The 25,687-nt window shown below is 57.6% G+C and carries 18 protein-coding genes; 11 read left to right on the top strand and 7 right to left on the bottom strand.

Going from position 1 to position 25,687, the window contains the following annotated elements:
* Positions 1–25: 25 nt before the first annotated feature.
* Together mdoH and KHU29_RS17050 are read right to left on the bottom strand one after the other, a co-directional pair.
* Positions 26–2,677 carry a glucans biosynthesis glucosyltransferase MdoH gene (gene mdoH, locus KHU29_RS17055; RefSeq protein ID WP_425514484.1) on the bottom strand — a complete coding sequence of 884 codons (2,652 nt, stop codon included), beginning with the start codon at positions 2,675–2,677 and terminating at the stop codon, positions 26–28.
* Positions 2,650–4,218 (bottom strand): glucan biosynthesis protein G, encoded by a 1,569-nt coding sequence (locus tag KHU29_RS17050; RefSeq protein ID WP_425514483.1) that lies wholly within the window; start codon positions 4,216–4,218, stop codon positions 2,650–2,652. The genes mdoH and KHU29_RS17050 overlap by 28 nt, the downstream gene beginning before the upstream one ends.
* A gap of 402 nt (positions 4,219–4,620) precedes the next feature.
* On the opposite strand from KHU29_RS17050, the gene KHU29_RS17045 reads away from it, so the two are divergent.
* Both KHU29_RS17045 and KHU29_RS17040 read left to right on the top strand, forming a co-directional pair.
* On the top strand, positions 4,621–5,133 hold the full coding sequence (locus KHU29_RS17045) for a dihydrofolate reductase (protein ID WP_211454075.1): 513 nt from the start codon (positions 4,621–4,623) through the stop codon (positions 5,131–5,133).
* 269 nt (positions 5,134–5,402) lie between these two features.
* Positions 5,403–7,667 carry an arginine/lysine/ornithine decarboxylase gene (locus tag KHU29_RS17040; RefSeq protein ID WP_092415874.1) on the top strand — a complete coding sequence of 755 codons (2,265 nt, stop codon included), beginning with the start codon at positions 5,403–5,405 and terminating at the stop codon, positions 7,665–7,667.
* A gap of 77 nt (positions 7,668–7,744) precedes the next feature.
* On the opposite strand, the gene KHU29_RS17035 is transcribed toward KHU29_RS17040, so the two are convergent.
* The 4 genes from KHU29_RS17035 to hrpA form a co-directional block, all read right to left on the bottom strand.
* Positions 7,745–7,957 (bottom strand): DUF1653 domain-containing protein, encoded by a 213-nt coding sequence (locus KHU29_RS17035; protein ID WP_211443756.1) that lies wholly within the window; start codon positions 7,955–7,957, stop codon positions 7,745–7,747.
* Positions 7,958–7,974: 17 nt separating this feature from the next.
* Positions 7,975–9,195 (bottom strand): DUF2863 family protein, encoded by a 1,221-nt coding sequence (locus tag KHU29_RS17030; RefSeq protein ID WP_211454073.1) that lies wholly within the window; start codon positions 9,193–9,195, stop codon positions 7,975–7,977.
* 17 nt (positions 9,196–9,212) lie between these two features.
* Positions 9,213–9,779 carry a dCTP deaminase gene (dcd, locus tag KHU29_RS17025; protein WP_092398441.1) on the bottom strand — a complete coding sequence of 189 codons (567 nt, stop codon included), beginning with the start codon at positions 9,777–9,779 and terminating at the stop codon, positions 9,213–9,215.
* Positions 9,780–9,910: 131 nt separating this feature from the next.
* Positions 9,911–13,942, bottom strand: a complete 4,032-nt coding sequence (gene hrpA / locus KHU29_RS17020; protein WP_211454071.1) for an ATP-dependent RNA helicase HrpA — start codon at positions 13,940–13,942, stop codon at positions 9,911–9,913.
* A 304-nt stretch (positions 13,943–14,246) separates the two neighbouring features.
* Here hrpA and KHU29_RS17015 point away from each other — a divergent pair, with 304 nt between their 5' ends.
* The 6 genes from KHU29_RS17015 to KHU29_RS16990 all read left to right on the top strand — a co-directional run bounded on the left by KHU29_RS17015 (position 14,247) and on the right by KHU29_RS16990 (position 20,679).
* The gene (locus KHU29_RS17015; protein ID WP_211454069.1) at positions 14,247–15,959 is read left to right on the top strand and encodes a peptide chain release factor 3; all 1,713 of its coding nucleotides are present in this window, start codon (positions 14,247–14,249) and stop codon (positions 15,957–15,959) included.
* 184 nt (positions 15,960–16,143) lie between these two features.
* Positions 16,144–17,379 carry an amino acid ABC transporter substrate-binding protein gene (locus KHU29_RS17010; protein WP_211454068.1) on the top strand — a complete coding sequence of 412 codons (1,236 nt, stop codon included), beginning with the start codon at positions 16,144–16,146 and terminating at the stop codon, positions 17,377–17,379.
* Between the two features lie 24 nt (positions 17,380–17,403).
* Positions 17,404–18,267 (top strand): branched-chain amino acid ABC transporter permease, encoded by an 864-nt coding sequence (locus tag KHU29_RS17005; RefSeq protein WP_211454066.1) that lies wholly within the window; start codon positions 17,404–17,406, stop codon positions 18,265–18,267.
* Positions 18,264–19,220 (top strand): branched-chain amino acid ABC transporter permease, encoded by a 957-nt coding sequence (locus KHU29_RS17000; RefSeq protein WP_246542176.1) that lies wholly within the window; start codon positions 18,264–18,266, stop codon positions 19,218–19,220. The genes KHU29_RS17005 and KHU29_RS17000 overlap by 4 nt, the downstream gene beginning before the upstream one ends.
* Positions 19,217–19,951 (top strand): ABC transporter ATP-binding protein, encoded by a 735-nt coding sequence (locus KHU29_RS16995; protein ID WP_211454063.1) that lies wholly within the window; start codon positions 19,217–19,219, stop codon positions 19,949–19,951. The genes KHU29_RS17000 and KHU29_RS16995 overlap by 4 nt, the downstream gene beginning before the upstream one ends.
* Positions 19,948–20,679, top strand: coding sequence for an ABC transporter ATP-binding protein (locus KHU29_RS16990; RefSeq protein ID WP_211454061.1), 732 nt, complete (start codon positions 19,948–19,950; stop codon positions 20,677–20,679). The genes KHU29_RS16995 and KHU29_RS16990 overlap by 4 nt, the downstream gene beginning before the upstream one ends.
* 125 nt (positions 20,680–20,804) lie before the next feature.
* Here KHU29_RS16990 and KHU29_RS16985 read toward each other — a convergent pair whose 3' ends face one another.
* Complete coding sequence (locus KHU29_RS16985; protein ID WP_211454059.1) at positions 20,805–22,133, bottom strand: dicarboxylate/amino acid:cation symporter; 1,329 nt, start codon at positions 22,131–22,133, stop codon at positions 20,805–20,807.
* A 600-nt stretch (positions 22,134–22,733) separates the two neighbouring features.
* On the opposite strand from KHU29_RS16985, the gene KHU29_RS16980 reads away from it, so the two are divergent.
* The 3 genes from KHU29_RS16980 (at position 22,734) to KHU29_RS16970 (ending at position 25,403) form a co-directional block, all read left to right on the top strand.
* Complete coding sequence (locus KHU29_RS16980) at positions 22,734–23,474, top strand: acetoacetate decarboxylase (protein WP_211454057.1); 741 nt, start codon at positions 22,734–22,736, stop codon at positions 23,472–23,474.
* 53 nt (positions 23,475–23,527) lie between these two features.
* Positions 23,528–24,310, top strand: coding sequence for a 3-hydroxybutyrate dehydrogenase (locus KHU29_RS16975; RefSeq protein ID WP_211454055.1), 783 nt, complete (start codon positions 23,528–23,530; stop codon positions 24,308–24,310).
* Positions 24,311–24,452: 142 nt separating this feature from the next.
* Complete coding sequence (locus KHU29_RS16970; RefSeq protein WP_211454053.1) at positions 24,453–25,403, top strand: hypothetical protein; 951 nt, start codon at positions 24,453–24,455, stop codon at positions 25,401–25,403.
* Positions 25,404–25,687: the final 284 nt, after the last annotated feature.

The raw sequence follows: 25,687 nt of genomic DNA, 5'->3' as shown, positions 1-25,687 counted from the left end.
TTGATTGATTAAAACGATCGCATGCTCAAGGCGCCGTGGCCGCTGTAGGCGCTGTAACAGCCGCAGCACCCGACAGCGATTGCCAGCGCCGGTTGGCCTGCTCCGAATTCCAGATATCGAAATGCAACTGGGACAGTGTCAAAGGGTCATCCAGCAAGGCATTTTTTTGGCGCGGCGACAGGCTATCCGGGCCGTCCTTCAATGCTGCCTGAAGCAACGCTGCGCGCGCCGCCAAGGTGGCTGCCGGCACTGCCGGGCGCGCGCTCACCGCCGCACATACCAAGGCATTCATGACCGGATCGATCACTGCGTCATTGAACTTTGCCAATACCTTACCGTTGTCGTTGTAGACCGTGGTGGCCGCCAGTTCGGCCGGCAAATCGACCTCTTCCGGAATCACGAACAAGCGCGCATGGCGGAAGCTGCGGCCAAGCGTGACACGGCTGGAGAATACCGAGAGCGGAATCGATAGCATCAGCGAGCCGACGATAGGCAGTAACCACCACAGGAATCCGGGCTCCAGCCAATACACGCCGCCGCCCCACGCCAGTCCCAGCAGCGTATGGCCGCCATGGCGACGCACCGCTTCGCCCCAGCTGGTTTCAGCATCTTCGCGCGGCGGCGACTTCCAGCTGATTGCCCAGCCAAGGAATGCAGCAATCACAAAGCGCGTGTGAAACAGCATGCGCACCGGCGCCAGCAACATCGAGAACAACAGTTCCATGATCATGCTGGCAGTCAGGCGCAAGGCACCGCCAAATTCGCGCGCGCCCTTGACCCAGATCAGCACCACGCTCAACACCTTCGGCAGGAACAGCAAGGTGGCGGTAGCCGTGAACAAGGCCAAGGCGCGTTCCGGATGCCACTCGGGCCAAACCGGGAACAGCTGTCCGGGAGTCACAAAATATGCCGGCGCCACCAGCGTATGCACTGCCAGCAATACCGTCGACAACATCAGCGACAAGAACCACAGCGGCGCCGACAGATAGGCCATGACACCGGTCACGAACACCGCCCGATGCACGGCGTGCATGCCGCGTGCCAGGAACAGCCGGAAATTCATCAGGTTGCCTTGGCACCAGCGGCGGTCGCGCTTCAGTTCGTCGAGCAGGTTGGGCGGCATTTCCTCGTAACTGCCGGCCAGGTCGTAGGCGATCCAGACACCCCAGCCGGCACGGCGCATCAATGCCGCTTCGACGAAATCATGCGACAGGATTTCACCCGCCAACGCGCCCTCGCCGGGCAGCGGCGCCAGCGCGCAATGTTCCATGAACGGCTGCAGGCGAATGATCGCGTTGTGTCCCCAGTAATGCGATTCGCCCAGCTGCCAGTAATGCAAGCCGGCGGTAAACAAGGGGCCGTATACGCGCGTCGAAAATTGCTGAATCCGCGCGTACAAGGTATCGCGGCCGGCGGCGCGCGGCGCGGTCTGGACGATGCCGGCGGTGGGATTGGCTTCCATCAAACGCACCAGGGTAGTCAGGCAGCTGCCGCTCATGACACTGTCCGCATCAAGCACGATCATGTAGCTGTAGTTGGCGCCCCAGCGCCGGCAAAAATCGTCGATATTGCCGCTCTTGCGTTTGACACGGCGCCGCCGATGCCGGTAAAAGATCCGGCCAAAGCCGCCTGATGTCTGGCACAAGCTGGCCCAGGCGTCCAGTTCGGCAGTGCAGATATCGCTATCGCCGCTATCGCTCAACACGAAAAAATCGAAACGGTCCAGTTCGCCGCTGGCGGCAACCGACTCGTAGGTCGCGCGCAGGCCGGCGAAAACCCTGGTCACATCCTCATTACAGATCGGCATCACGATCGCGGTCCTGGCGCTGGCCGGAATCGGTCCCGGAGCGGCATCTTCGCGTGAAATCACGTAACGATCGGTGCCGCGCATCAATACCAGAAAGCCTGCCATGGCGGTCCAGAATCCTGCCGAGACCCAGCAAAACAACAGTGCAAACAAACCCAGCGTCACCAGCTCCAGCGGTTTGTCGCCGTGATACGGCAACACCGCGCTCATGAAATACGTCGCCAATGCAGTTTGCGCCAGCATCAGCAGCAACAGCACGATCCGCCGCAGATTGCCGCGCGACTTGCTCCGATGCTGATCCTGGCTGTCGGCTTCGGCTACCGGCAACGGTTCCGGTTTTGGCAACTCAGTCGAACGCACCATTTTTTTATGACGCCGCTGTGAGGTGCGCGGACGCAAGTCGAATTTCTTATTCGCGGTTTCAATCCAGCGCACCAATGGATTCAAGGTTCCCCATGGATGAGCGACAATCGGCGTCCGCTGCAACGGCGGTGCGATGGCGATGCGGGCACGGCCGTCGGCATCGGAACTGATCTCCGGCATCTGATGCGGTTGAGCCGCACCGGTTTGCCTTGCGGTTTGCGCAAAAGCCAGTTGCAGCCGCGCTGCCACCGACCCGTAAGCTGGATTGACGCTAGCCAGTTCAGGTCGGATCTTTACATCATGAGTTGCATCGCGATTTGCATCGCTGGTCAAAACCTGATGCAAAGCCGCCATCGACGTATTGCCATTCGCCGTCAGCTGTTCAGACAAATTTGCCCGCCGCTCAGCCGATAACGGCAAGCGATCGAGATAGCGATCGTAGATATCCGGCAGGCCCGTCACGGGCGGCTGCTTGCGGTCTAGTTGGGCGGTAATATGTAACTCCAGGTTTCAGATAAGGTTGTGCTGCCACCACGCAGGAATCCCCGCAGTTCGACCGGCTTGTTGTCTTCATTGCGGCGCACGCGCACCGTCATGCGCCAGCCGCCGGTAACAGCGTTGCGGAACACCTTGGTCTCCAGTACCTTGCCATTGTCGTCGGCGCTGACCACACCTTCAGGCTGGACCTTGTCAGACAATTTCTTGAATACCGGGCCTTCAAAATCGACCACCAGGCCGATGCTGTTGTCGTCGCTCTTCTTTTGATAACCATAACCACGCCGGGTCTGCGTCACCCATGACAAAGGCGGCCGTTTTTCGGCATCCTTCTGCCATGACAAAGTGTATTCCAGATTGAAAGGCTGGCCGACTTTAGGCTGCGTTTCCGGCACCCAGAACGCCACTACATTGTCGTTGGTTTCATCCGGCGTCGGGAGCTGCACCAGCTCTACCCTGCCGCTGCCCCAGTTACCCTTGGGCTGGACCCAGGCGCTAGGCCGCTTTTCATATCTGGCATCCAGATCCTGGTAACTGGCAAAGTCGCGATCGCGTTGCATCAGACCGAAGCCGGCCGGATTGCTAAGCGCATAAGAGGTCACCAAAAGCCGCTTCGGATTGACCAGCGGCCGCCAGATCCATTCGCCCGTGCCGGACGCAACCGACAAACCGTCGGAGTCATGCACTTCGGGCCGGTAATCCTCGCCTTGCGGACGTTGGTTATCGCCGTGCAGATACATGCTGGTCAACGGCGCCAGTCCTAGCTTGCTGACATTTTCGCGCAGATACAACTGGGCTTTGACATCGACCACGGTATCCGCACCCGGCTTGAGCACAAACCGATATGCCCCGGTGACGCGACGCGAGTTGAGCAAGGCGTAAATGGTGAGTTCCTTGTCGCTGGCTTTCGGCCGCTCGATCCAGAACTCCGTGAAGCGTGGAAATTCCTCGCCCGAACTCAATCCGGTATCGATTGCCAGGCCTCTGGCCGACAGTCCGTAGCCCTGATCCTTGCCCAAGGCGCGGAAATAACTGGCGCCAAGAAACGACAGCGCCTCATCTTTATATTTAGCCGTATTCAACGGGTAATGCACCCGGAATCCGGCAAAACCCAGCGAACGCAGCTTGTTCGTATCGATTTTGTTGCCGCCATAATCGAAATCATTCGGATCGAAACGGATTTCGCGCACGCTCTGCCCGTTGATCTCGTTGATCTTCACCGGCTGGTCGAAAGAATATCCCTCGTGAAAGAACGCCAGTTCAAACGGTAGTTTCTGGTTGCGCCAGGTAAACTTTTCCGGTCGAAAGCGAATGTCCTTATATTGCTCATAATCGAGATTGCTGATTTCTTTTGGTAGATTGCTCTCGGGCTTGCCGTATGACGTCGCCGCAAGAGTCTTTGCCTGTCTGGCAACCGTATTGAAATCGAAAGCGAATGCGTTGCCGCCAACCCACGGCAGCAGCAAGGCAACCGGCAAAGCGACCATGCGTAGCCGCGCCTGGACGGATACGGATGTGCGCAATCGCTTCCGCTGAAACAAATTTAAATGCATTGGATTCCCATCTGACACTGCTGAATTGACCTGCTCGTGCGTACCTGTGTCGGCAACATCGAGAGTAGGCGGTAGTTTATCAGTGTTCTATAATTTTTTATGTCCATCGAGAAACTAGTTGGCGCCACATTTTATTCGAGCCGGCACCGGAACCATGCAAGGCTCATGCCATTGCATACCGGAAATTGCCAAACAGGCAAATTTGCAGCAGAACGGCAGCACAAAGTAAAAAAGAAGAAAATCCCTGACCTGGCTAACCTTAGCCGATCTTAATTTAGCTAATCTTAAGTCCCTGGCATTTAAGAGCAATGACAGGTGCACAAAGTTCCTTTTAAGACTTTATAGTAATATCACCCTTTTTTACCCCAGCCTGCGAATGAGCAGGCCCACGCACCAGCGCCCATGACTTCTCGCCTTACCATTATTGTCGCGACCGACGCTCACAACGGCATCGGCATCCGCAACACCCTGCCCTGGCATTTGCCGGAGGATCTGGCGCACTTCAAACGCACTACCTCGGGCCACCCGATCATCATGGGCCGTAAAACCTTTGAATCGATAGGCCGGCCCTTGCCGCAACGACGCAATATCGTCATCACCCGCAATCCCGAGTGGCGTCACGACGGCGTCGAAAGCGCGCCGTCGCTGGCAGCCGCTGCGGCCATGGTTGGCGACGCCGAAGCCTTCATCATCGGCGGCGCCGAAATCTATGCCGCGGCACAGAAATTAACGCAACGCCTGATCGTTACCGAAATCAGGCACAGCTTCGATTGCGACGCCTTTTTCCCGGCGCGCGACCAGCAGCAATGGCAGGAAATTTCGCGTGAAACCCATCATTCCGCCACTAACGGTTTCGACTATGCTTTTGTGGTGTACGAGCGCCGCGCGCCTGGCCTTGACGAGTCCAACAGCTAACCCGACGTGATGACGGAATGACATCTGTTGTTTTCTGCAGGAATTCCGTCATCTTTACCCCCTAATTCGCACATATCTGCGAAAATTCGACTTTCTTTTTTTAGTGTTGCCTCCATCTTTGGCAATGCTAAAAGCAGCAGGCTGCATGCCCTACCCAGGCAACACTCCGGAGCGCTACTTGGCCCCAGCCGGAACGACGATTTTTAAACGCCACTTCGGCCACTTCGATTGGCAGCCTTGTTATCAACCACCGTCTCTTGGAGACCTTGATGAAATTCCGCTTCCCCATCGTCATTATTGACGAAGACTTCCGTTCCGAAAACACTTCCGGTCTCGGCATTCGCGCACTCGCCGATGCCATGGAGACAGAAGGCATGGAGGTATTGGGCGTGACCAGTTACGGCGACCTGTCGCAGTTCGCGCAGCAGCAATCGCGGGCGTCGGCCTTTATCCTGTCGATCGACGACGAAGAATTCGGCGCCGGTTCGTTTGAAGAAACCGACCATGCGCTGAAATCGCTGCGCGCATTCGTCGAAGAAATCCGCCACAAGAACGCCGACATCCCGATCTACCTGTACGGCGAAACCCGCACTTCGCGCCACATCCCCAACGACATCCTGCGCGAACTGCACGGCTTCATCCACATGTTTGAAGACACGCCGGAATTCGTTGCGCGCCACATCATCCGCGAAGCCAAATCGTACCTGGACGGCCTGTCGCCGCCATTCTTCCGCGCGCTGGTGCATTATGCGCAAGACGGTTCCTACTCCTGGCATTGCCCGGGACATTCGGGCGGCGTCGCCTTCCTGAAGTCGCCTATCGGCCAGATGTTCCACCAGTTCTTCGGTGAAAACATGCTGCGCGCCGACGTCTGCAACGCGGTTGAAGAGCTCGGTCAACTGCTCGACCATACCGGCCCGGTAGCCGCTTCAGAGCGCAATGCAGCGCGCATCTTCAACGCCGACCATTGCTATTTCGTCACCAACGGCACCAGCACCAGCAACAAGATGGTGTGGCACTCGACCGTAGCGCCGGGCGATATCGTGGTGGTTGACCGCAACTGCCACAAATCGATCCTGCATTCGATCATCATGACCGGCGCCATTCCGGTGTTCCTGATGCCGACCCGGAACCACCTCGGCATCATCGGCCCGATTCCGCTGGAAGAGTTCACGCTGGAAAGCATCCGTAAGAAAATCGAAGCCAATCCGTTCGCGCGCGAAGCTGTCAACAAGAAGCCGCGCATCCTGACCATTACGCAGTCGACTTACGATGGCGTGATCTACAACGTCGAAACCCTGAAGAACATGCTCGACGGCGAGATCGACACCTTGCATTTCGACGAAGCGTGGCTGCCGCATGCGACGTTCCATGATTTCTACAAAGACATGCACGCGATCGGCAAGGACCGCCCGCGCGCCAAGAAATCGATGATCTTCTCGACCCAGTCGACCCACAAGTTGCTGGCCGGCCTGTCGCAGGCCTCGCAAATCCTGGTGCGCGAATCGGAAAGCGTGCAACTGGATCAGGATGCTTTCAACGAAGCCTACCTGATGCACACGTCGACTTCGCCGCAATACTCGATCATCGCCTCATGCGATGTTGCAGCGGCCATGATGGAAGCACCTGGCGGCACGGCGCTGGTTGAAGAAAGCATTCTGGAAGCGCTGGATTTCCGCCGCGCCATGAAGAAGATCGACGAAGAATGGGGCAAGGACTGGTGGTTCCAGGTATGGGGACCGAACAGCTTTTCGGAAGACGGCATCGGCAGTCGTGAAGACTGGGTGATCCGCGCTGAAGACGACTGGCACGGTTTCGGCAACCTGGCGCCGAACTTCAACATGCTCGATCCGATCAAAGCCACCATTGTCACACCGGGCCTGTCGCTGGAAGGCAAGTTCGGCGAGAGCGGCATTCCGGCCTCCATCGTAACCAAATACCTGGCCGAGCACGGCGTTATCGTCGAGAAATGCGGCCTGTATTCGTTCTTCATCATGTTCACCATCGGCATCACCAAGGGCCGCTGGAACACGCTGCTGACCGCGCTGCAACAGTTCAAGGACGACTACGACAAGAACCAGCCGATCTGGCGCATCCTGCCCGAATTCGCAGCCGGCAACAGCGGCAAGAATGCGCGCTACGAGCGGCTCGGCTTGCGCGACCTGTGCCAGCAGATCCATGAGACCTACAAGTCCTACGACGTGGCGCGCCTGACCACTGAGATGTATCTGTCCGACATGCAGCCTGCCATGAAGCCATCTGATGCATTTGCAAAAATGGCCCATCGTGAAATCGACCGCGTGCCGATCGACCAGCTCGAAGGCCGTGTCACTTCGATCTTGCTGACGCCTTACCCGCCGGGTATTCCGCTGCTGATTCCGGGCGAACGCTTCAACAAGACCATCGTCGATTACCTGAAATTTGCGCGGGATTTCAACGAGAAATTCCCTGGCTTCGAGACCGATGTACATGGTCTGGTGAAGCGCGAGGTGAATGGCAAGCGGGATTATTTCGTAGATTGCGTGCGGCAGTAAGTGTGACAAAAAACGGGAGGCCCGATATAGAGCCTCCCGTTTTTTTTCGCGTAGGGTGGGCACGTTACCCACCCTACTTACAACGGTGCGAAACGCCTTGCGCCATTCTCAAGCAAACCGTTGAACAGCTCCGCAGGCCGCACCCACAGGCCCGGCGCATGCGGCCACAGGTGTTCATAGACTACCATCGCCTCTTCGGTTTCCGAGTGCCTGGCGACACCGATATAGCGGTACAGGCCGCCTTTGTAATGCCGATGGGTGGCAATTTTCCGTGCGTCTTCTTCAGTCACTCAGTTCTCCAAAATAGTCAGGGCGCCGCGTACGGCTGCACTTCGGACGGCTGTCCGTCTGCTTCAAATCGCATCGCGACCGCCAGCGACGTGACGCCGATAGTGCGCAGCGCATCGTAGGTATCGTCGACTTCCACCTGCAAGTCGGCGCCGGCAGGCAACGGCTTTTCAGAGGAGGCCAGCAAGGCGCCGTCCTTGCCGTACAAATTCACCCGCAAGACTATGTCGCCACGCACATCGGCCGGACCGACGACAGCGTTGGCGTCGAAAGATGCAACGCCGTGCTGATCGAGGCCGTGGTTCAGCTCAGACATCATCTGCAACGTGAAGTATTCGGCAATGCCGCGCTCCTTACCGCCGTGGAACAGGTCCTGGTAGAGGAAATGCAGATCGATCTCGCTGCCATCGGTGGCAAGGCAACGTTTGAGTAAAGGCGCGACCTGCTCAGTCCAGCCATGAAAACGCTCTTCCCGCGCACCGAAGTAAACGTCGGCGCCGGCTTCATCATCCGGCACTTTATAAAACGGGTCGTCGGTCGCCTTGAGGGAAAAGCCCAGCAGGAAGCGCAACTCGACCGCATCGTCGTCCGCCCCGAACAGATTTTCCGGCCAGCCGCTGATACTGCGTTCGATGGCAGTCGTCGCCGCCAGCTTCTTGTCTGCCATGGAGCCGAATGCATCGCGGTTCATTTCAAACAGATGGCTGTAACGGATGCTGTCGATTTCATCGAGGTGGTAGGCGTGGCTGACCAGCACTACTGTCGCATCCGGCCCTTCCAGCTGAGCCTGCTTAAAGCTCGCGGACAGCGCATCGAATGCCTCTTGATCCTGGAAGCTTTGCTCGCGCTTGAGGCCGCCGCGGATGTGCGCGAAGAACGGCACCACGAACGCATTCAGCTCCAGCACCTTGCCTTCATCGCGCCGCACCAGCAAAATCTCCGAGGCTTCTTCGACCTGCTCTTTCAGGAATTTCCAGGCGTCGAGATCGGCATACTTGGTGCGCTCAATCGCGTCATACAGGATGTCATCCTTTTTCTGCTGCAGGCTCTTCTTGATGATCCTGTGAAAATCAATAGAAGCTTGCTGCAAGACGGCGCCGGCAGCAACGCCTTCGGCTTCGTCCCCATCTTGCTCAGCGAGGTCGATCGCCAGGTCGCACAGCTGCTGGGTGACGGCTTCGTCTTTGTCTTCGGGGGAAAGGCTGGATTTCCGTGGCGCCGGGCGCTTGTTCTTTGGCATGTCTGGTCTTCAGGTCTTTAGGTTTTTGGCAGGGTCACGCCGTGCTGTCCCTGATACTTGCCGCCGCGGTCCTTGTAGGAGGTCTCGCAGATTTCATCGCTTTCGAAGAACAGCACCTGGGCGCAGCCCTCGCCGGCGTAAATCTTGGCTGGCAACGGCGTAGTGTTGGAAAACTCCAGCGTCACATAGCCTTCCCATTCCGGCTCGAACGGGGTGACGTTGACGATGATGCCGCAACGCGCATAGGTCGATTTGCCGAGGCAGATGGTCAGTACGCTACGCGGGATACGGAAATATTCCATGGTGCGCGCCAACGCAAAAGAGTTAGGCGGGATGATACAGACATCGCCGCTGAAATCGACGAACGATTTCTCATCGAAATTCTTGGGATCGACGATGGTGGAATTGATATTCGTGAAAATCTTGAATTCATTGGCGCAGCGGATATCGTAGCCATACGACGAGGTGCCGTAAGACACGATCTTGTGGCCGTTAGCCTCGCGCACCTGACCAGGCTCGAACGGCTCGATCATGCCGGTTTCCTGCGCCATGCGGCGGATCCATTTGTCGGATTTGATGCTCATAGCGTATTTCCTCTTTTGCCTGCAATAGTGTGTGATGAATTTGTGACGTACTTTTGGCGCAATTTTACGCGAAAACCCTTTTAAAGCAGTGATTTCACGCTCTACAGCTTGCTTACTGACGCTTACTGACTCTAACGTTGCATGGTTTCCCATACTTTCTGCAAGCGCTTCACCGAAACCGGCATCGGCGTGCGCAATTCTTGCGCGAACAGCGACACCCGCAGCTCTTCCAGCAACCAGCGGAATTCGGTCTGCTTCGGATCCGTCTTGCCGCCCCGGTCTTTTTGCGCACGTTGCCACGGCGTCGCCACTTGCGCCCATTCCGCCATCAGTTTGGCGTCGCGGCTCGGATCGGCGCGTAATTTCTCCAGCCGTACGTTCACCGCCTTGAGATAGCGCGGGAAATGCGTCAAATTGGCGTAGTCGTTATCGGCAATGAATCGCTTGCCGACCAGGGACTGCATTTGCGCCTGGATATCGGCAACGGCTTGCGGATGCCCTTTGGCGGCTTGCAGGCGCTTCGGCAAACCGTGATATTCGCCCAGGATCAGTGCTGCCAGCCGGGCGATTTCATTGCACAGCAAACCCAGCCGCGACTTGCCTTCATCCTTGCGTTGCGTGAATTCTGCGGCAGTCCGCGGGAGCGGCAGTTGCAGGCAGGCGCGTTCAAGCCCCGCATAAATAATCTGGTCGCGCAGTTCTTCCTGCGAACCCAACGCCAGGAATTGCATGCCCATTTGCTGCAAGCCAGGGATATTTTTCTCAAGGAATTTCAATTGCTCCTTGAGTTGCAAGGCAAACAACCGGCGCAAGCCCAGATGATGGACCCGCGCGGCTTCGTTCGGATCGTCGAATACTTCGAGGTCGCAATGCGTGGCCCGGTCCACCAGCGCCGGAAAACCGATCAAGATTTGCTTGCCCTGCTGGATCTCCAGCAGTTCGGGCAATTCGCCAAAGGTCCAGCTGGTGAGGTTGCTGAACTGTGCATTTGTGCTGTCGCCGGGCTTTGCAGCCGGCTGAGCGGCAACCCGGGTTGCCGTCGGCGTTGCCGGCTTTCCCGTTTGCGGCTGCGCCGCTGCGGTCGCATTGTCATCGGTGGCCGTAACACTTGCCAACTTCTGGAAACTTTCCCGCGCCTGTCCGCCAAACTCGGCTTGCAGGGCTGCCAGGTTGCGCCCCATATCGAGTTGCCGGCCATGCTCATCCACCACCTTGAAATTCATTGAATGATGGGCCGGCAAGGTTTCCTGCTTGAAATCGGTGCTGCGCGTGGCGACGCTGGTTTCGGTACGAATATCGGCCATCAAGGCATCCAGCAGATTGCCGTGGCCGAACACATGGCGCGCCTGTATCCGCTCGCAAAAGCCGGCGGCATAGTCCGGCAACGGCACGCAATTGCGGCGTATTTTTTGCGGCAGGGATTTCAGCAGCAGATGGACTTTTTCCTTCAGCATGCCGGCCACCAGCCAGTCGCAGCGGTCGGCGTACACTTGGTTCAACGCATACAGCGGCACCGTCAGCGTGACGCCGTCGCGCGGCGTGCCGGGTTCGAAATGATAAGACAAAGCCATTTCGATGCCGGCCACCCGCATCACCTTGGGGAACAGTTCTGTCGTGATGCCGGCAGCCTCATGCCGCATCAAATCGTCACGATTCAGGAACAGCAGCTTGGGCGTCTGGACGCTGACATCCTTATGCCATTTTTCAAACGTGATGCCATTACAGATATCGGCTGGAATCAGCTTATCGTAAAACGCAGCGATCAATTCATCGTCGACCAGCACGTCGAGCCGGCGTGACTTGTGTTCCAGGTTCTCGATTTCGCGGATCAGCTTCTGGTTGTGCGCAAAGAATGGCGCACGGGTATCGAACTCACCGCCTACCAGTGCATCGCGAATGAATATCTCGCGCGCTTCCTGCGGGTTGATCAAGCCGAAATTGATGCGTCGCTGGCTATACACCACCAATCCGTACAAGGTGGCGCGCTCCGATGCAGATACCTGCGCCGTGCGTTTTTCCCAACGCGGCTCGCCATACGATTTCTTCAACAGATGGGCGCCGACCCGCTCCAGCCACTCCGGCTGGATCTGCGCGATGCAACGCGCGTACAGGCGGCTGGTATCGACCAGCTCGGCCGCCATCACCCACTTGCCAGCCTTCTTCGACAAATGCGAACCCGGCCACAGATGGAATTTGATGGCCCGCGCGCCAAGATAATGCGAGTCTTCATCGGCCTTGAAACCGACGTTGCCAAGCAAACCCGTCAGCAAGGCGCAATGCAATTGCTCATAAGTCGCCGGCGCTTCGTTCAAACGCCAGCCTTGTTCGCGCACAATCGTCAGCAACTGCGAATGCACATCGCGCCATTCGCGCAGGCGCAATTGCGACAGGAAATTGGCGCGGCAGTTATCCATCAGCTGGCGATTGGTTTTCTTGTGCTCAATCGCTTCTTCAAACCATTTCCAGATTTTCAGGTAACTCTGAAATTCCGATTTTTCATCGGCGAATTTCTTGTGCGCCTGATCCGCAGCACCCTGCGCTTCCAACGGCCGGTCGCGCGGATCCTGCACTGACAAGGCGGCGGCGATGATCAGCATTTCCGTCAGGCAGACATTATCCAGCGCTGCCAGGATCATGCGACCGACGCGTGGATCGAGCGGCAGCTTGGCCAGCTGGCGGCCGGTTTTGGTGAGTGCGTTATTGTCGTCAACCGCACCCAGTTCCTGCAGCAGCTGATAGCCGTCGGCGATGGCGCGGCCCGGCGGCGGTTCGATGAACGGAAAAGTTTCGACATCGGTCAGATGCAGCGACTTCATCCGCAAGATGACGGAAGCGAGCGACGAGCGCAAGATTTCCGGCTCGGTGAATTTCGGGCGCTGCAGATAATCCTGCTCTTCATACAACCGGATACAAACACCGGCAGCGACCCGGCCGCAACGGCCGGCGCGTTGATTGGCGGCCGACTGCGCAATCGGCTCGATCTGCAGCTGCTCGACCTTGTTGCGATAACTGTAGCGTTTTACCCGGGCCAGGCCGGCATCCACCACATAGCGGATACCCGGCACGGTCAGCGAAGTCTCAGCAACGTTGGTCGCCAGCACGATGCGCCGCGCATTGGACGACTTGAACACGCGCTCCTGCTCCTGCGCCGACAAACGGGCGAACAAAGGCAGGATTTCAACATGAGGCGGATGGTGCTTGCGCAGTGCCTCGGCGGTATCGCGGATTTCGCGCTCGCCCGGCAAGAACACCAGCACATCGCCAGAGCCGATACGGGCCAGCTCGTCGACCGCATCTACCACTGCATCCATCAGGTCGCGTTGCTCACGGTCGCGCTGGGCGGCGCTTTGCGGCGCATTCGGTTTGGCTGCCGCGGCGGCGGGATTGACGCCACTGCGATCGGCATTGTCGACCGGCCGGTAGCGCACTTCAACCGCATACAGCCGGCCGGAAACCTCGATCACCGGCGCCGGCTTCTCGTTGGTGCCGAAATGGCGAGCGAAACGATCGGCATCGATCGTCGCCGAGGTGATGATGATTTTCAGATCCGGGCGCTTCGGCAACAACTGCTTCAGATAGCCGAGCAGGAAATCGATGTTCAAGCTGCGTTCATGCGCCTCATCGATGATGATGGTGTCGTACTGGCGCAGCAAGGGATCGGTCTGGGTCTCGGCCAGCAGGATACCGTCGGTCATCAGCTTGATCCAGGCGCCCTTGGTCAGGGTGTCGTTGAAACGCACCTTGTAACCGACATGCTCGCCCAGCGGCGAGTTGAGTTCCTGGGCGATGCGCTTGGCAGTCGAGGAAGCTGCAATCCGGCGCGGCTGGGTGTGGCCGATCAGGCCGGTTTGGCCGCGCCCCAGTTCCAGGCAGATCTTCGGCAGCTGGGTGGTTTTACCTGAGCCGGTTTCACCGCAAACGATGACGACCTGGTTGGCCGCCAGCGCCGCCGAAATTTCAGCGCGCTTGCCGGAAACCGGCAACTCCTCGGGAAATGCGATAGGCGGCAGCGGATTGCGCTCAGGCACCGGCCGCGCAGACTCTGGACGCGATGACACTGGACGCGACGATTCAGAACGCGGCTGGGATGGACGGCCAGCGGCACGCTGGGGACTTGGGCGATCTGTTGACCGCGGTGGTTTGTTGGATTCTGATACTGACATGAGGATGGAATTATACAGACCGCCATAGCGGAAGCCGCTGCATATCGCTAACTGTTTTGTCCGCCGCTAAACCAGAACATTTATCACAATGGCAATTGCGACGAATTATGCCCTCGGGCGAACTAAAGCCATGGTTGTTTTGCCAACGCTGGTCCATCACACGACATACGTTATAATCGAGGGTTATCGAAACTGCCAATACCAGCATAGGGTCAACCACAACAACGACTGGCTGGCAGGTTTCCCTTTTTCCCGCATTCATTATTCTCAAGGCAGGCGGCCGAGATCGCCTGAACCACGCATCATGCAAGAACCGATCTCCGAGCAACCGGACCTGAATGACACGACTGACACGACCGACGCCGCCAACGTAGCCAACGCAGCCGATGCTGCCGAAGTCGTCGCCAACAATGTTTCCGTCGAACAAATCGCCAGCGAAGTGGCGCGCCGCCGCACCTTCGGCATCATTTCCCATCCGGATGCCGGTAAAACCACGCTGACTGAAAAATTGCTGCTGTTTTCGGGCGCGATTCAGCTGGCCGGCACGGTCAAGGGGCGCAAAAGCGGCCGCCATGCAACGTCGGACTGGATGGATATCGAAAAGCAGCGCGGCATCTCCGTCGCCAGCTCGGTCATGCAGTTCGAATACCGCGACCACGTAGTCAACCTGCTCGATACCCCGGGCCACCAGGATTTCTCGGAAGATACCTATCGGGTACTGACAGCGGTCGACTCGGCCCTGATGGTGATCGATGCCGCCAAAGGCGTTGAAACCCAGACCATCAAGCTGCTCAACGTTTGCCGCATGCGCAATACGCCGATCATCACGTTGATGAACAAGATGGACCGCGAAACCCGCGATCCGCTGGAATTGCTGGATGAACTGGAATCGGTGTTGAAGATCCAGTGCGCGCCGGTGACCTGGCCGATCGGCATGGGCAAGACTTTCCGCGGCGTATATCACTTGCTGCGTGACGAAATCCTGCTGTTTGCTGCCGGTAGCGACAAGGCCGACCAGACCTTTGAAGTCATCAAGGGCATCGACAACCCGCGCCTGGACGAAATGTTCCCGCGTGAAATCGAGCAATTGCGGATGGAAGTCGAACTGGTGCACGGCGCTTCGCACCCGTTCGATCAGGAAGCGTTCCTGGCCGGTGTGCAAACCCCGGTATTCTTCGGCTCCGCCATCAACAATTTCGGTATTCGCGAAATCCTGAATGCACTGATCGACTGGGCGCAACCGCCAGGCTCGCGCGATGCTACCGTGCGCACTGTCGAGCCGAAGGAAGCTAGCTTCTCCGGCTTCGTGTTCAAGATTCAGGCCAATATGGACCCGGCGCACCGCGACCGGATTGCTTTCCTGCGCGTCTGCTCCGGCCATTTCCAGCGCGGCATGAAAATCAAGCATCTGCGCCTGAACCGCGAGATCAAGGTATCGAACGTGGTGACCTTCATGGCATCCAGCCGCGAACAGGTCGAAGAAGCTTACGCCGGCGATATCATCGGCTTGCCGAACCACGGCAACATGCAGATCGGCGACAGTTTCTCTGAAGGCGAGCTGCTGCAGTTCACCGGTATTCCCTATTTCGCCCCGGATTTTTTCCGTTCGGTGCGGATTCGCAATCCGCTCAAGATCAAGCAGTTGCACAAAGGCTTGCAACAGCTCGGTGAAGAAGGCGCGATCCAGGTGTTCAAGCCGGTCACCAGTAGCGACCTGGTATTGGGCGGGGTCGGCGTGCTGCAGTTTGAAGTGGTCGCCAGCCGCCTGCTCAACGAGTATGGCGTCGACGCCGTATTCGAAGGCACCAGCATCAGCAGCGCACGCTGGATCACCTGCGACGACAAGAAAATCCTGGCCGACTTTGAAAAATCATCGGCCGGCCATAACGTCGCTTACGATGCCGCCGGCAACATGGCTTATCTGGCAACCTCGGGCGTGAACCTGCGCCTGACGCAGGAGCGTTGGCCGCAGGTGGTGTTCCATGAAACACGGGAGCATGCAGTCAAGCTGAACTAAAGTAATTTTTTTATCAAAAAGCCCCGCCCATACTCCGGCGGGGCTTTTTTTTTGTTCTTGACGGATCACCTTGAAATCTACCGCGAAATATTTCCAATTTGCATTTCGGAAATCGCAAGAGTAAGCTATACACAGCCTGAATACCACGATTCGCAATTCTAATTCTTATAAGAAAGCGTACATCATGCTACTTCAACGTTCACGTCTGCTCCCCGCCCTGTCCGCTTTCCTGTTATCCACCCTATCCGCCGCCGTTCTTACCTGCGTTCCGACCGGCGCCGCGCTGGCCCAGGAAGTCTTGCTGGGCGCCTCCGTGCAACTGACCGGTCCGGTCGCCAACACCGGACGCTATTACCGCGACGCCTATCAACTCGCGATCGACAAAATCAACGCAGCGGGCGGCGTGAAAATCGGTGGCCAGCCACATAAACTGGTACTCCGGCTCTACGACAATCAATCCGACGTCAATCTAAGCGTGCGCCAGTACACGCGCCTGGTGACAGAGGACAAGGTCAACCTGCTGCTGGGGCCGTTCGCCAGCAATTTTGCGTTGGCCGATTCGGCCGTATCGGAAAAATACAAGATCCCGATGGTCGAGGGCGGCGGCGCTTCGGACCAGATTTTCGCGCGTAAATTCAATTACATTTTCGGCACGCTGGCGCCTGCCAGCAATTATTTTGGCAGCACTGTCGAAATGCTCAAATCGCTCAAGCCGGAACCGAAATCCGTGGCGCTGCTGTATGCCGACGACGCCTTCGACGTCTCGGTGGCGGAAGGCACGCGGCCTAAATTGAAGCAAGCGGGCTTGAATGTCGTCATGGATGAGCGCTACAGCACCAACGCCACCGATTTCAATTCGCTGCTATCCCAGATCAAGAGCAAGAACGTCGATGTGGTGCTGGTGGCCGGCCACGAAACCGAGATCTTGAATTTCGTGCGGCAGGCCAAGAGCCTGGCAGTGGCGCCGAAGCTGTATTCGTTTACGGTGGGCGTGCCGAGCGAGGATTTCCGCAAAGCCTTGGGCAAGGATGCCGACTACGCGTTTGGCATGACAGCCTGGTTGCCGAGTACCACCTTGAAAGACCGCTGGTTTGGCGATGCACAGCAGTTTGCCAAGGAATACAAGGCAAAATTCGGCTATGACCCGGATTATCATGCCGCTTCCGGCGCTGCCGACGTAGAGGCGCTGGTGCAGGCCATGGAAGACGCTGACAGCATCGACCCGCAAAAGGTGCGCGACGCGCTGGCGAAGATCAAGTTTGATAGCCTGTACGGCCCAATCGCGTTCAATGCACAGGGACAAATCGACCTGCCGCAAGTTGTGATCCAGGTGCAAGGTAATCAACTGGCGGAAATCTACGGCGCCAAGGGCTTCGTGAAACAACCGAAATACCCGATGCCAGCCTGGTCCGCACGCTAATCCGGCAGGCGATCGGGACTTCAGGTGGAGCTGCTCGCACAGATCCTCGTCAACGGCATTCTGCTCGGCGGCCTGTACGCTGTCATGGCGCTTGGCCTGGCTTTGGTCTGGGGCGTGCTCAATATTGTCAACCTGGCGCATGGTGCCTTCATCATGCTGGGCGCCTACGCGTCGTGGTACCTCTACACCTACGCGCATATTGATCCGTTCCTCGGATTACCCGTCACCGCCGCCGTGATGTTCGCCTTGGGCTACGCGCTGCAGCGTGGCTTGCTCAACCTGGTGATCCGGGCGCCGATGTTCAACACGCTGTTGATCACTTTCGGACTGGAAGTGGTGTTGACTTATCTGGCGCAATTGGTATTTTCTGCAGACTTTCGCACCATCAATCCACCCTACGCCGGCAACAGCCTTGCATGGGGACCGGTGGTGTTTCCGGTGGCGCGGCTGGGCGCGTTCGGCGTAGCCATTGTCCTGACGGTCGGCATGTGGCTGTTTTTGCTGCACACGCGGCTCGGGCGGGCGATTCGCGCCACCGCCCAGAATCTGATTGCCGCCCGCCTCTACGGCGTCGAGCCACGCCACCTGTACGCCATGACCTTCGCCCTGGGCATAGCGCTGGCGGGATCAGCCGGCACGCTGTATGGCACGGTGTCGCAAATCAATCCGTACATCGGCGCCACGCTCACCGCCAAGTCCTTCGCCATTGCGATTATCGGCGGCCTCGACAATCCGCTGGGCGTCATCGTCGGCGGCCTGTTCCTGGGGATCGTCGAATCGCTGACTGCCTTGTATATCGGCCAGACCTTCGCCGATGTCGCCAGCTTCGGCATCCTGGTGCTGGTGCTGATCGTGCGTCCCAGCGGCTTACTTGGAAAGACCACATGAGCAACATGAAAAGGCGGCGCACAGGCCTGGTAGCGTTCGCTCTGCTACTGCTGGCCGGCGTTCCCTGGTATGGATCCGACGTGCTGATCCAGTTCGGCATCAACGCGTTGCTGCTGGCGGTGTTGGCCCAAGGCTGGAACATCATCGGCGGCTATACCGGCTATGCTTCGTTCGGTAATTCGGTATTTTACGGACTGGGCGGCTACGGCGTGGCCATCGCCATGGTGCAGTGGCAACTGCCGTTCGGCGTCGGCCTGGTTTTCGGCGTGCTGCTGGCGATCGTCTTTGCGGTTCTGCTGGGCTTGCCGGTGCTGCGTCTCAAAGGCCACTACTTCGCGATTGCGACGCTGGCTCTGTCGCAAGTCATGACCGCGATCGTCTCCAACGTCGGGCTGGCCGGCCAGAATATCGGTCTGGTGCTGCCGCCGCTAAATAACGACCGGTTATTCTATGAACTGGCGCTGGGCCTGCTGGTGATCGCTACCCTGACGATCTTCTGGCTGACGCGCAGCCGCTTCGGTTTCGGACTGATTGCGATTCGGGAAAACGAGGAAGCCGCCGCCGTCATGGGTGTCAACACTACCTTGTACAAGGTTCTTGCATTTACGCTTTCAGGCATATTCAGCGCCATGGCCGGCGGCATTCATGCTTACTGGATCACCTTCCTCGATCCGGAGAGCGCGTTCGATATCAGCCTTAACGTCAAGATGATCATCATGGCGATCTTCGGCGGGCCGGGCACGGTGCTCGGCCCCATCGTCGGCGCGCTCTCGCTGTCTGCCGTTTCCGAATTCCTGTCGAGTGAAGTGACCAGCGTCGCCGGCCTGTTTTTCGGTGTCGTCATCGTCGCTGCGGTAGTCATGATGCCGCTCGGCCTGGCCGATATGCTGCGGCGCTTCCGCAAAACCGGCTGGCGTTATTTCATCGAAAACATCCGGACCCACAGGCTATGACTGCCCTGCTCGAAGTCCGTCACGCCACCCGGCGTTTCGCCGGGCTGGTCGCGGTTAACGATGTCAGCCTGACGCTGGCGCAAGGTGAAATCCTGGGCCTGATCGGTCCCAACGGCGCCGGCAAGACGACATTGATCAGCCTGATTAGCGGAACCCTGGCGCCGAGCGAGGGCGAGTTGCTGTTCCAGGGCGAATCCATCAATCGCCTGCCGGCATTTCGCCGTGCGCGGCTCGGAATTGGCCGTACGTTCCAGATCATGCGCCCGTTTCCAGGGTTGACCGTGCTGGATAACGTCGCTGTGGGTGCTCTGTTCGGGCGCGACGGCGGTCAGTCGCGCCTGGCACAAGCGCGCGACCAGGCCCGTGCCTGCCTTGAATTCGTGGGTCTGGATAAACACATCGACCAGCGCGCCGATGAGCTGGGTGGCCCCGGCCGCAAACGGCTGGAGCTAGCCAAGGCGCTGGCGATGCAGCCCAAGCTTTTACTGTGCGACGAGATCATGGCCGGCCTGAACCATGTCGAGATCGATGAAGTTATCGATCTGCTGCGCAAAGTGCGCGATCAGGGCATCAGCATCCTGGTCATCGAGCACGTGATCAAGGCCATCAAAAGCCTGTCGGATCGCTTGCTGGTGCTGCACCATGGAGAAAAGATCGCCGATGGCACGCCCGAAGCGGTGCTGTCGGATCCGGTCGTGGTGCAGGCTTACCTGGGAAAGAAGCGGCCATGAACGCTCCGGCAGATCCGATTCCTTTGCTTAAAGTCAGCAATCTGAGTGCCGGCTACGGCGAATTGCCTGTGCTGCATGGCGTCGACCTGGAAATCTATCCAGCCGAAATGGTGGCGCTGGTCGGTAGCAATGGCGCCGGCAAGACGACTTTGCTGCGGGCTTTATCTGGCATGCTGTCTTGCAGCGGCAGCATTGTCATGAACGGCCGCGAGCTGGCCGGCGTCACACCCGATCGGATCTTCGGCCTGGGTCTGGTGCAGGTACCCGAAGGACGCCAGTTGTTTGATCGCATGACCGTGCAAGACAACCTGTTGATGGGCAGTTACCGCCGCCATCACGATAAGATCGCCATCGCGCGCGATCTGGACAAGATGTACGCCATCTTCCCGCGCATGGCGGAACGGCGGCGCCAGCTGGCCGGCAGCATGTCGGGTGGCGAGCAGCAGATGTGCGCCATCGCGCGCGCCTTGATGGCGGCGCCGGTGCTGATGATGATCGATGAAATGAGCCTGGGACTGGCACCGGTCGTGACACAGGAACTGATGGACGTAATGGCCGCGATCCAACGGGATGGCGTGACCGTATTGCTGGTCGAGCAGGATGTGCAACTGGCATTGTCCGGCGCAGACCGCGCCTACGTGATGGAAACCGGCCGCATCGTGCACAGCGGATTTGCAAAAAACCTGATCAACGATCCGGCCGTTCAGCAGGCTTATTTGGGAATCTAATCGTAGGGTGGGCACGCTTTTTTGCCCACCCTGCGCCGATTTGCGATTTACACCGGTAATAAAAAACCCCGTTGGCGTAACAACGGGGTTTTTGTTCGGATCGGGGGAATCCCCCGCAAGCAAGCTTAGGAATGACTGCGCTGGTCAGCCTCTGCCATCGCAGCTTCGCGTGCCGCCAACTCCTGCTCGGAGTCGATCGCTTTACCGTCCAGCTGACGATGCAATTGTGCTTCATCCAGCTCGCCGGTCCATTTCGCCACGACGATAGTCGCCACGCCATTGCCGATGGTGTTGGTCAAGGCGCGCGCTTCCGACATGAAACGGTCGATGCCAAGAATCAGCGCCAACCCGGCAACCGGCACATGGCCAACCGCCGACAAAGTCGCCGCCAGCACGATGAAGCCGCTGCCGGTAACGCCGGCGGCGCCCTTGGAAGTCAGCAGCAAGACTGCCAGCAAGGTCAGTTGCTGCACCAGTGTCATCGGGGTATCGGTAGCTTGGGCGATGAATACTGCCGCCATGGTCAGGTAGATCGAAGTGCCGTCCAGGTTGAATGAGTAACCGGTTGGAATCACCAGGCCGACCACCGATTTCTTGGCGCCCAGGTTTTCCATCTTGCCCATCAGGCGCGGCAACACCGATTCCGACGACGAAGTACCGAGTACGATCAGCAATTCTTCCTTGATGTATTTGACGAACTTCCAGACGCTGAAACCATGCACCCTGGCGACTATTCCCAGCACGCCGAAAATGAACAGCAGGCAGGTCAGGTAAAACGCGCCCATCAACTGGCCCAGCGACAGCAAGGAGCCGACGCCGTATTTGCCGATAGTGAAAGCCATCGCGCCAAACGCGCCGATAGGTGCGACCTTCATGATAATTCCGACCATGCCGAACAGCACATGCGAGAATTTTTCGACAAAATCAAACACCAGCGTGCCGCGGCCGCCGAACTTATGCAGCGCGAAACCGAACAGTATCGCAATCAGCAATACTTGCAGGATCTCGTTCTTGGCAAAAGCATCGACAAAACTGCTTGGAATGATGTGGAACAGGAAATCGGTAGTCGACTCCATCTTGCCCGGGCCGGTATAGGCGGCAATGCTCTTGGTATCGAGCGCGCTCAGGTCGACGTGCATGCCGGTGCCCGGATGCCAGACATTGACCACCACCAGGCCGAGGATCAAGGCCAGGGTGCTCATGATTTCAAAATACAGCAACGCCAGGCCGCCGGTCTTGCCGACTTTCTTCATGTCTTCCATGCCGGCGATGCCGATCACCACGGTGCAGAAAATCACCGGTGCAATGATCATCTTGATCAGTTTGATGAAGCCGTCGCCGAGCGGCTTCATTGCCGCCCCGGTTTCCGGGTAAAGATGTCCAAGTACGACGCCGATCACGATGGCGGTCAATACTTGTACATAGAGTGATTTGTAAAGCGCTGGTTTTGCCATATGTTCTCTCCGATTAGATTACGCTTTTTTTAGAATTTCGCTGCAGGCAGCCTGTCACCAGGACATTGAACGGCCGGCGCAGATTATGCCGCTTGCTTATGTCGCTTCCTTCTTCCCCCCATCGATGCGGTAAACCTCCCTGGATACCGGAACAGGAAAAACTGAAAAAAGTGCGCCACTTTAGCTGATAACGCTACCATCACTCAAGTTATTTACATTCATCGACATAAAATTGCATTTTATGCAATCATCATCAAAGCGCACTTGCGGCAGTCTCTTGAATTGGCAATTTTGCATACGGATACATTCTGTTCTGTATTTGAGCGCAAGTAAATTCCTGCATGAGATATTTATCCAGCAAGACTTCTTGAGATGCCCTTGTCACAATGCTTGCGTATTCTGGATTGCTGGATTGCACTTTCGAATGTTTTAAATGGTTTTAAATTGTTTTATTTGTAATTGCGCATCTTGCTCACAGGTTGCACGAGAGTGGAAACAACGGTTTTACACAAAACATGGAAAAGCGATGGCAACCTTTCCCCTGTTGCGTTTGTCTCAAACAAGCCAGGCCACCAGCAAGTCTTTTCATAAGGAAGATCCATGACTGAAAACGATGTCCGCAACAACGCCTTTGCGATGCCTATCCATAACCCCGCTTTTCCGCCGGGACCTTATCGTTTCATCAATCGCGAATTCTTGATCATTACCTACCGTACCGATCCGGAAGCGCTCAAGAAAATCATCCCTGCGCCGCTGCAATTCGTCGAACCCATCGTCAAGTTTGAATTTATCAAAATGCCTGATTCCACCGGCTTTGGCCATTACTGCGAATCGGGGCAAGTGATCCCGGTGACGCTCGATGGCGTAGCCGGCGGTTATGTCCACAGCATGTATCTGAATGATCATCCACCGATTGCCGGCGGCCGCGAATTATGGGGTTTCCCGAAGAAACTCGGCAACCCGGAGTTGCGTGTGCATACCGACACCCTGATGGGTACGCTGGATTACAGCGACTTCCGGGTCGCCACCGGCACCATGGGCTACAAGCACAAGATGCTCGATAATGCAGCGATCAAGAAATCGCTGGAAACGCCAGCCTTCTTGCTGAAAATCATTCCGCATGTCGACGGCACACCGCGCATCTGCGAACTGGTACAGTACAGTTTGACCGACATTACCGTCAAAGGCGCCTGGAGCGGCCCTGGCGCGCTCGACCTGCACGCGCATGCGTTAGCGCCCGTCGCCGATCTGCCGGTGCTGGAAGTATTATCTGCAGTACACATTTTGTCTGACCTGACCTTGCCCTTGGGCACGGTCGCCTATGATTATCTGGCCAAGTAACCTGCATCGCTCAAATCATCACGCAAATATCATCACGCAAATAAGGGAATACCATGTCACTCAAAGATAAAGTTGCACTGATTACCGGTTCCGCCAGCGGCATCGGCAAGGAAATCGCCATCGAATACGCACGCGCCGGCGCCAAGGTCGTGATCGCCGATCTGGCGCTCGATGCCGCCACTGCCACCGCCAACGAGATCACCCAATCCGGTGGCATCGCGATGGCGGTCGCCATGAACGTCACCGATGAAGCCCAGGTCGACAAAGGCATCGCCGACACCGTCGCCGCCTATGGCAGCATCGACGTCCTGATCAGCAACGCCGGGATCCAGATCATCGCGCCGATCGTCGACTCGACCCTGGACAACTGGAAAAAAATGCTGGCGATCCATCTCGACGGCGCTTACCTGACTACCCGTGCAGCGATGCGCGAAATGATCAAGAAGGGCAACGGCGGTTCCATTATCTACATGGGATCGGTGCACTCGCATGAAGCCTCGCCGCTGAAAGCGCCGTACGTCACCGCCAAGCACGGCTTGATCGGCCTGGCCAAGGTGGTCGCCAAAGAAGGCGCGAAAAACAAGATTCGCGCCAACGTCATCTGCCCTGGTTTCGTGCGTACCCCGCTGGTGGAAAAGCAGATTCCGGAACAAGCCAAGGAACTCGGCATCACCGAAGATCAGGTAGTCAAGAACGTGATGTTGAAAGACACCGTGGATGGCGAGTTCACCACCACCCACGATGTGGCGCAAACCGCAATCTTCCTCGGCGGTTTCGAATCCAACGCGCTGACCGGGCAATCGATCGTGGTCAGCCACGGCTGGTTCATGCAGTAAGTTCATGCAGTAAGTTCGCACAATAAGTTCGTGCAGTAAATTCATCCAGTAAGAGATTGCGGCTGCCAGCGATAAGCAAGAAGGACAACCAACCTTCTTGCCTTTTTATCGACCGCAGCCGCACTCAATACGAGAAGCCATTTTGAGTACACCTTATTACCCGTCGCAACCGGCCCGCCGTCCGCTTCGATTACAGCATTGCTTGCTATGCGCGTTGCTGCTGCTAGGCAGCACCAATCTGCTAGCTAAAACCGAGTTATCCAAACCAGCCGCGGCCGAGGCGACACCGGTGTTTACCAGCCGGCAAGCAGCGTTATCCGCTTTGCCGCCGCTGATGCTATGGGTAGGAGAACGGCCCGACGACGTTCGCACCTGGATCGACGGCAGCGCCAGGCAAGGCAAAGGCGCCGCCGACAATCCGGCGCCCTCAATCCAGGATCAGCGGATGGGTGTCGCTGTGCTCGACACCACCGTCCTGTTGCGCGACGGCGGCGCCAGTGTCCGCCGCCGTCAGCAATCGTTGAAACTGCCGCCAGCGTGGTATGCGCAGAGCGGCTTGCAGAAAAGGGCGCCGGTTGTCACTATCGTCCATATCGAGATGGCGCGCGGCGCGCATAGACCGGCCCTGAACGAAAGGCAAAAACGGACTATCGTCAACGCCGTGGTCGCCGCCGCGACGCGTAGTCCAAGCCAGGTAGTGCAACTCGATTTCGAAGTCATGCACAGCCAGAAACCGTTCCTGGCCGATGTAGTCAAACGCAGCCGCGACGCCCTGCCCGCCAACGTGGCTTTGTCGATCACGGCGTTAGCGTCATGGTGTGTAGGCGATGCCTGGCTTGCCGATTTGCCAGTCGATGAAGTAGTGCCGACAGCATTCCATATGGATGGCGAGGCCAAACGTATGCGCGACGTCCTCGATCACGACGGCCGCTTCCCACGTCCGGAATGCCAGCCTAGCATCGGCTTGTCGCTGGATGAACAACCGTGGCCGAACAAGTTGCGCAGCCAGCGGCTCTACCTGTTTAACCGTAATGTCTGGTCAGGTACGCCGATGGCGAGCTGGTCGGTACGGTTGGGGGCGATTTTTCCCTAGAGGCGGCCGCTGTCAACAGCGCGCATGACGCTTGCGCGCTGTCTGTGACAAGGACGATGGGAGTTAGGGAAGATGGTGGAGCAGTTTGTCCTTTGAGCAGGGCTACCGGACCTGTATTTATGGCTTGATTTCTACTACCTCATCCACTGGTACAAAGGAGCCTGTCAGATTTTCTGTGTGAACGGGGTTATGAAATAATACCGAAAGGGAAATTCCATGACCGACGTAATGACCACAAAGAAACCGAAGAAGCAGAAAGCACCTAGCCTCATCCCCGTTGATCT

Origin of the sequence: Collimonas antrihumi, assembly GCF_018304965.1 — a bacterium.
GTDB classification, from domain to species: Bacteria; Pseudomonadota; Gammaproteobacteria; order Burkholderiales; family Burkholderiaceae_D; genus Collimonas; species Collimonas antrihumi.
The sequence above is the reverse complement of the archived record's forward strand: the minus strand, read 5'-3'. Positions and strand labels throughout refer to the sequence as shown.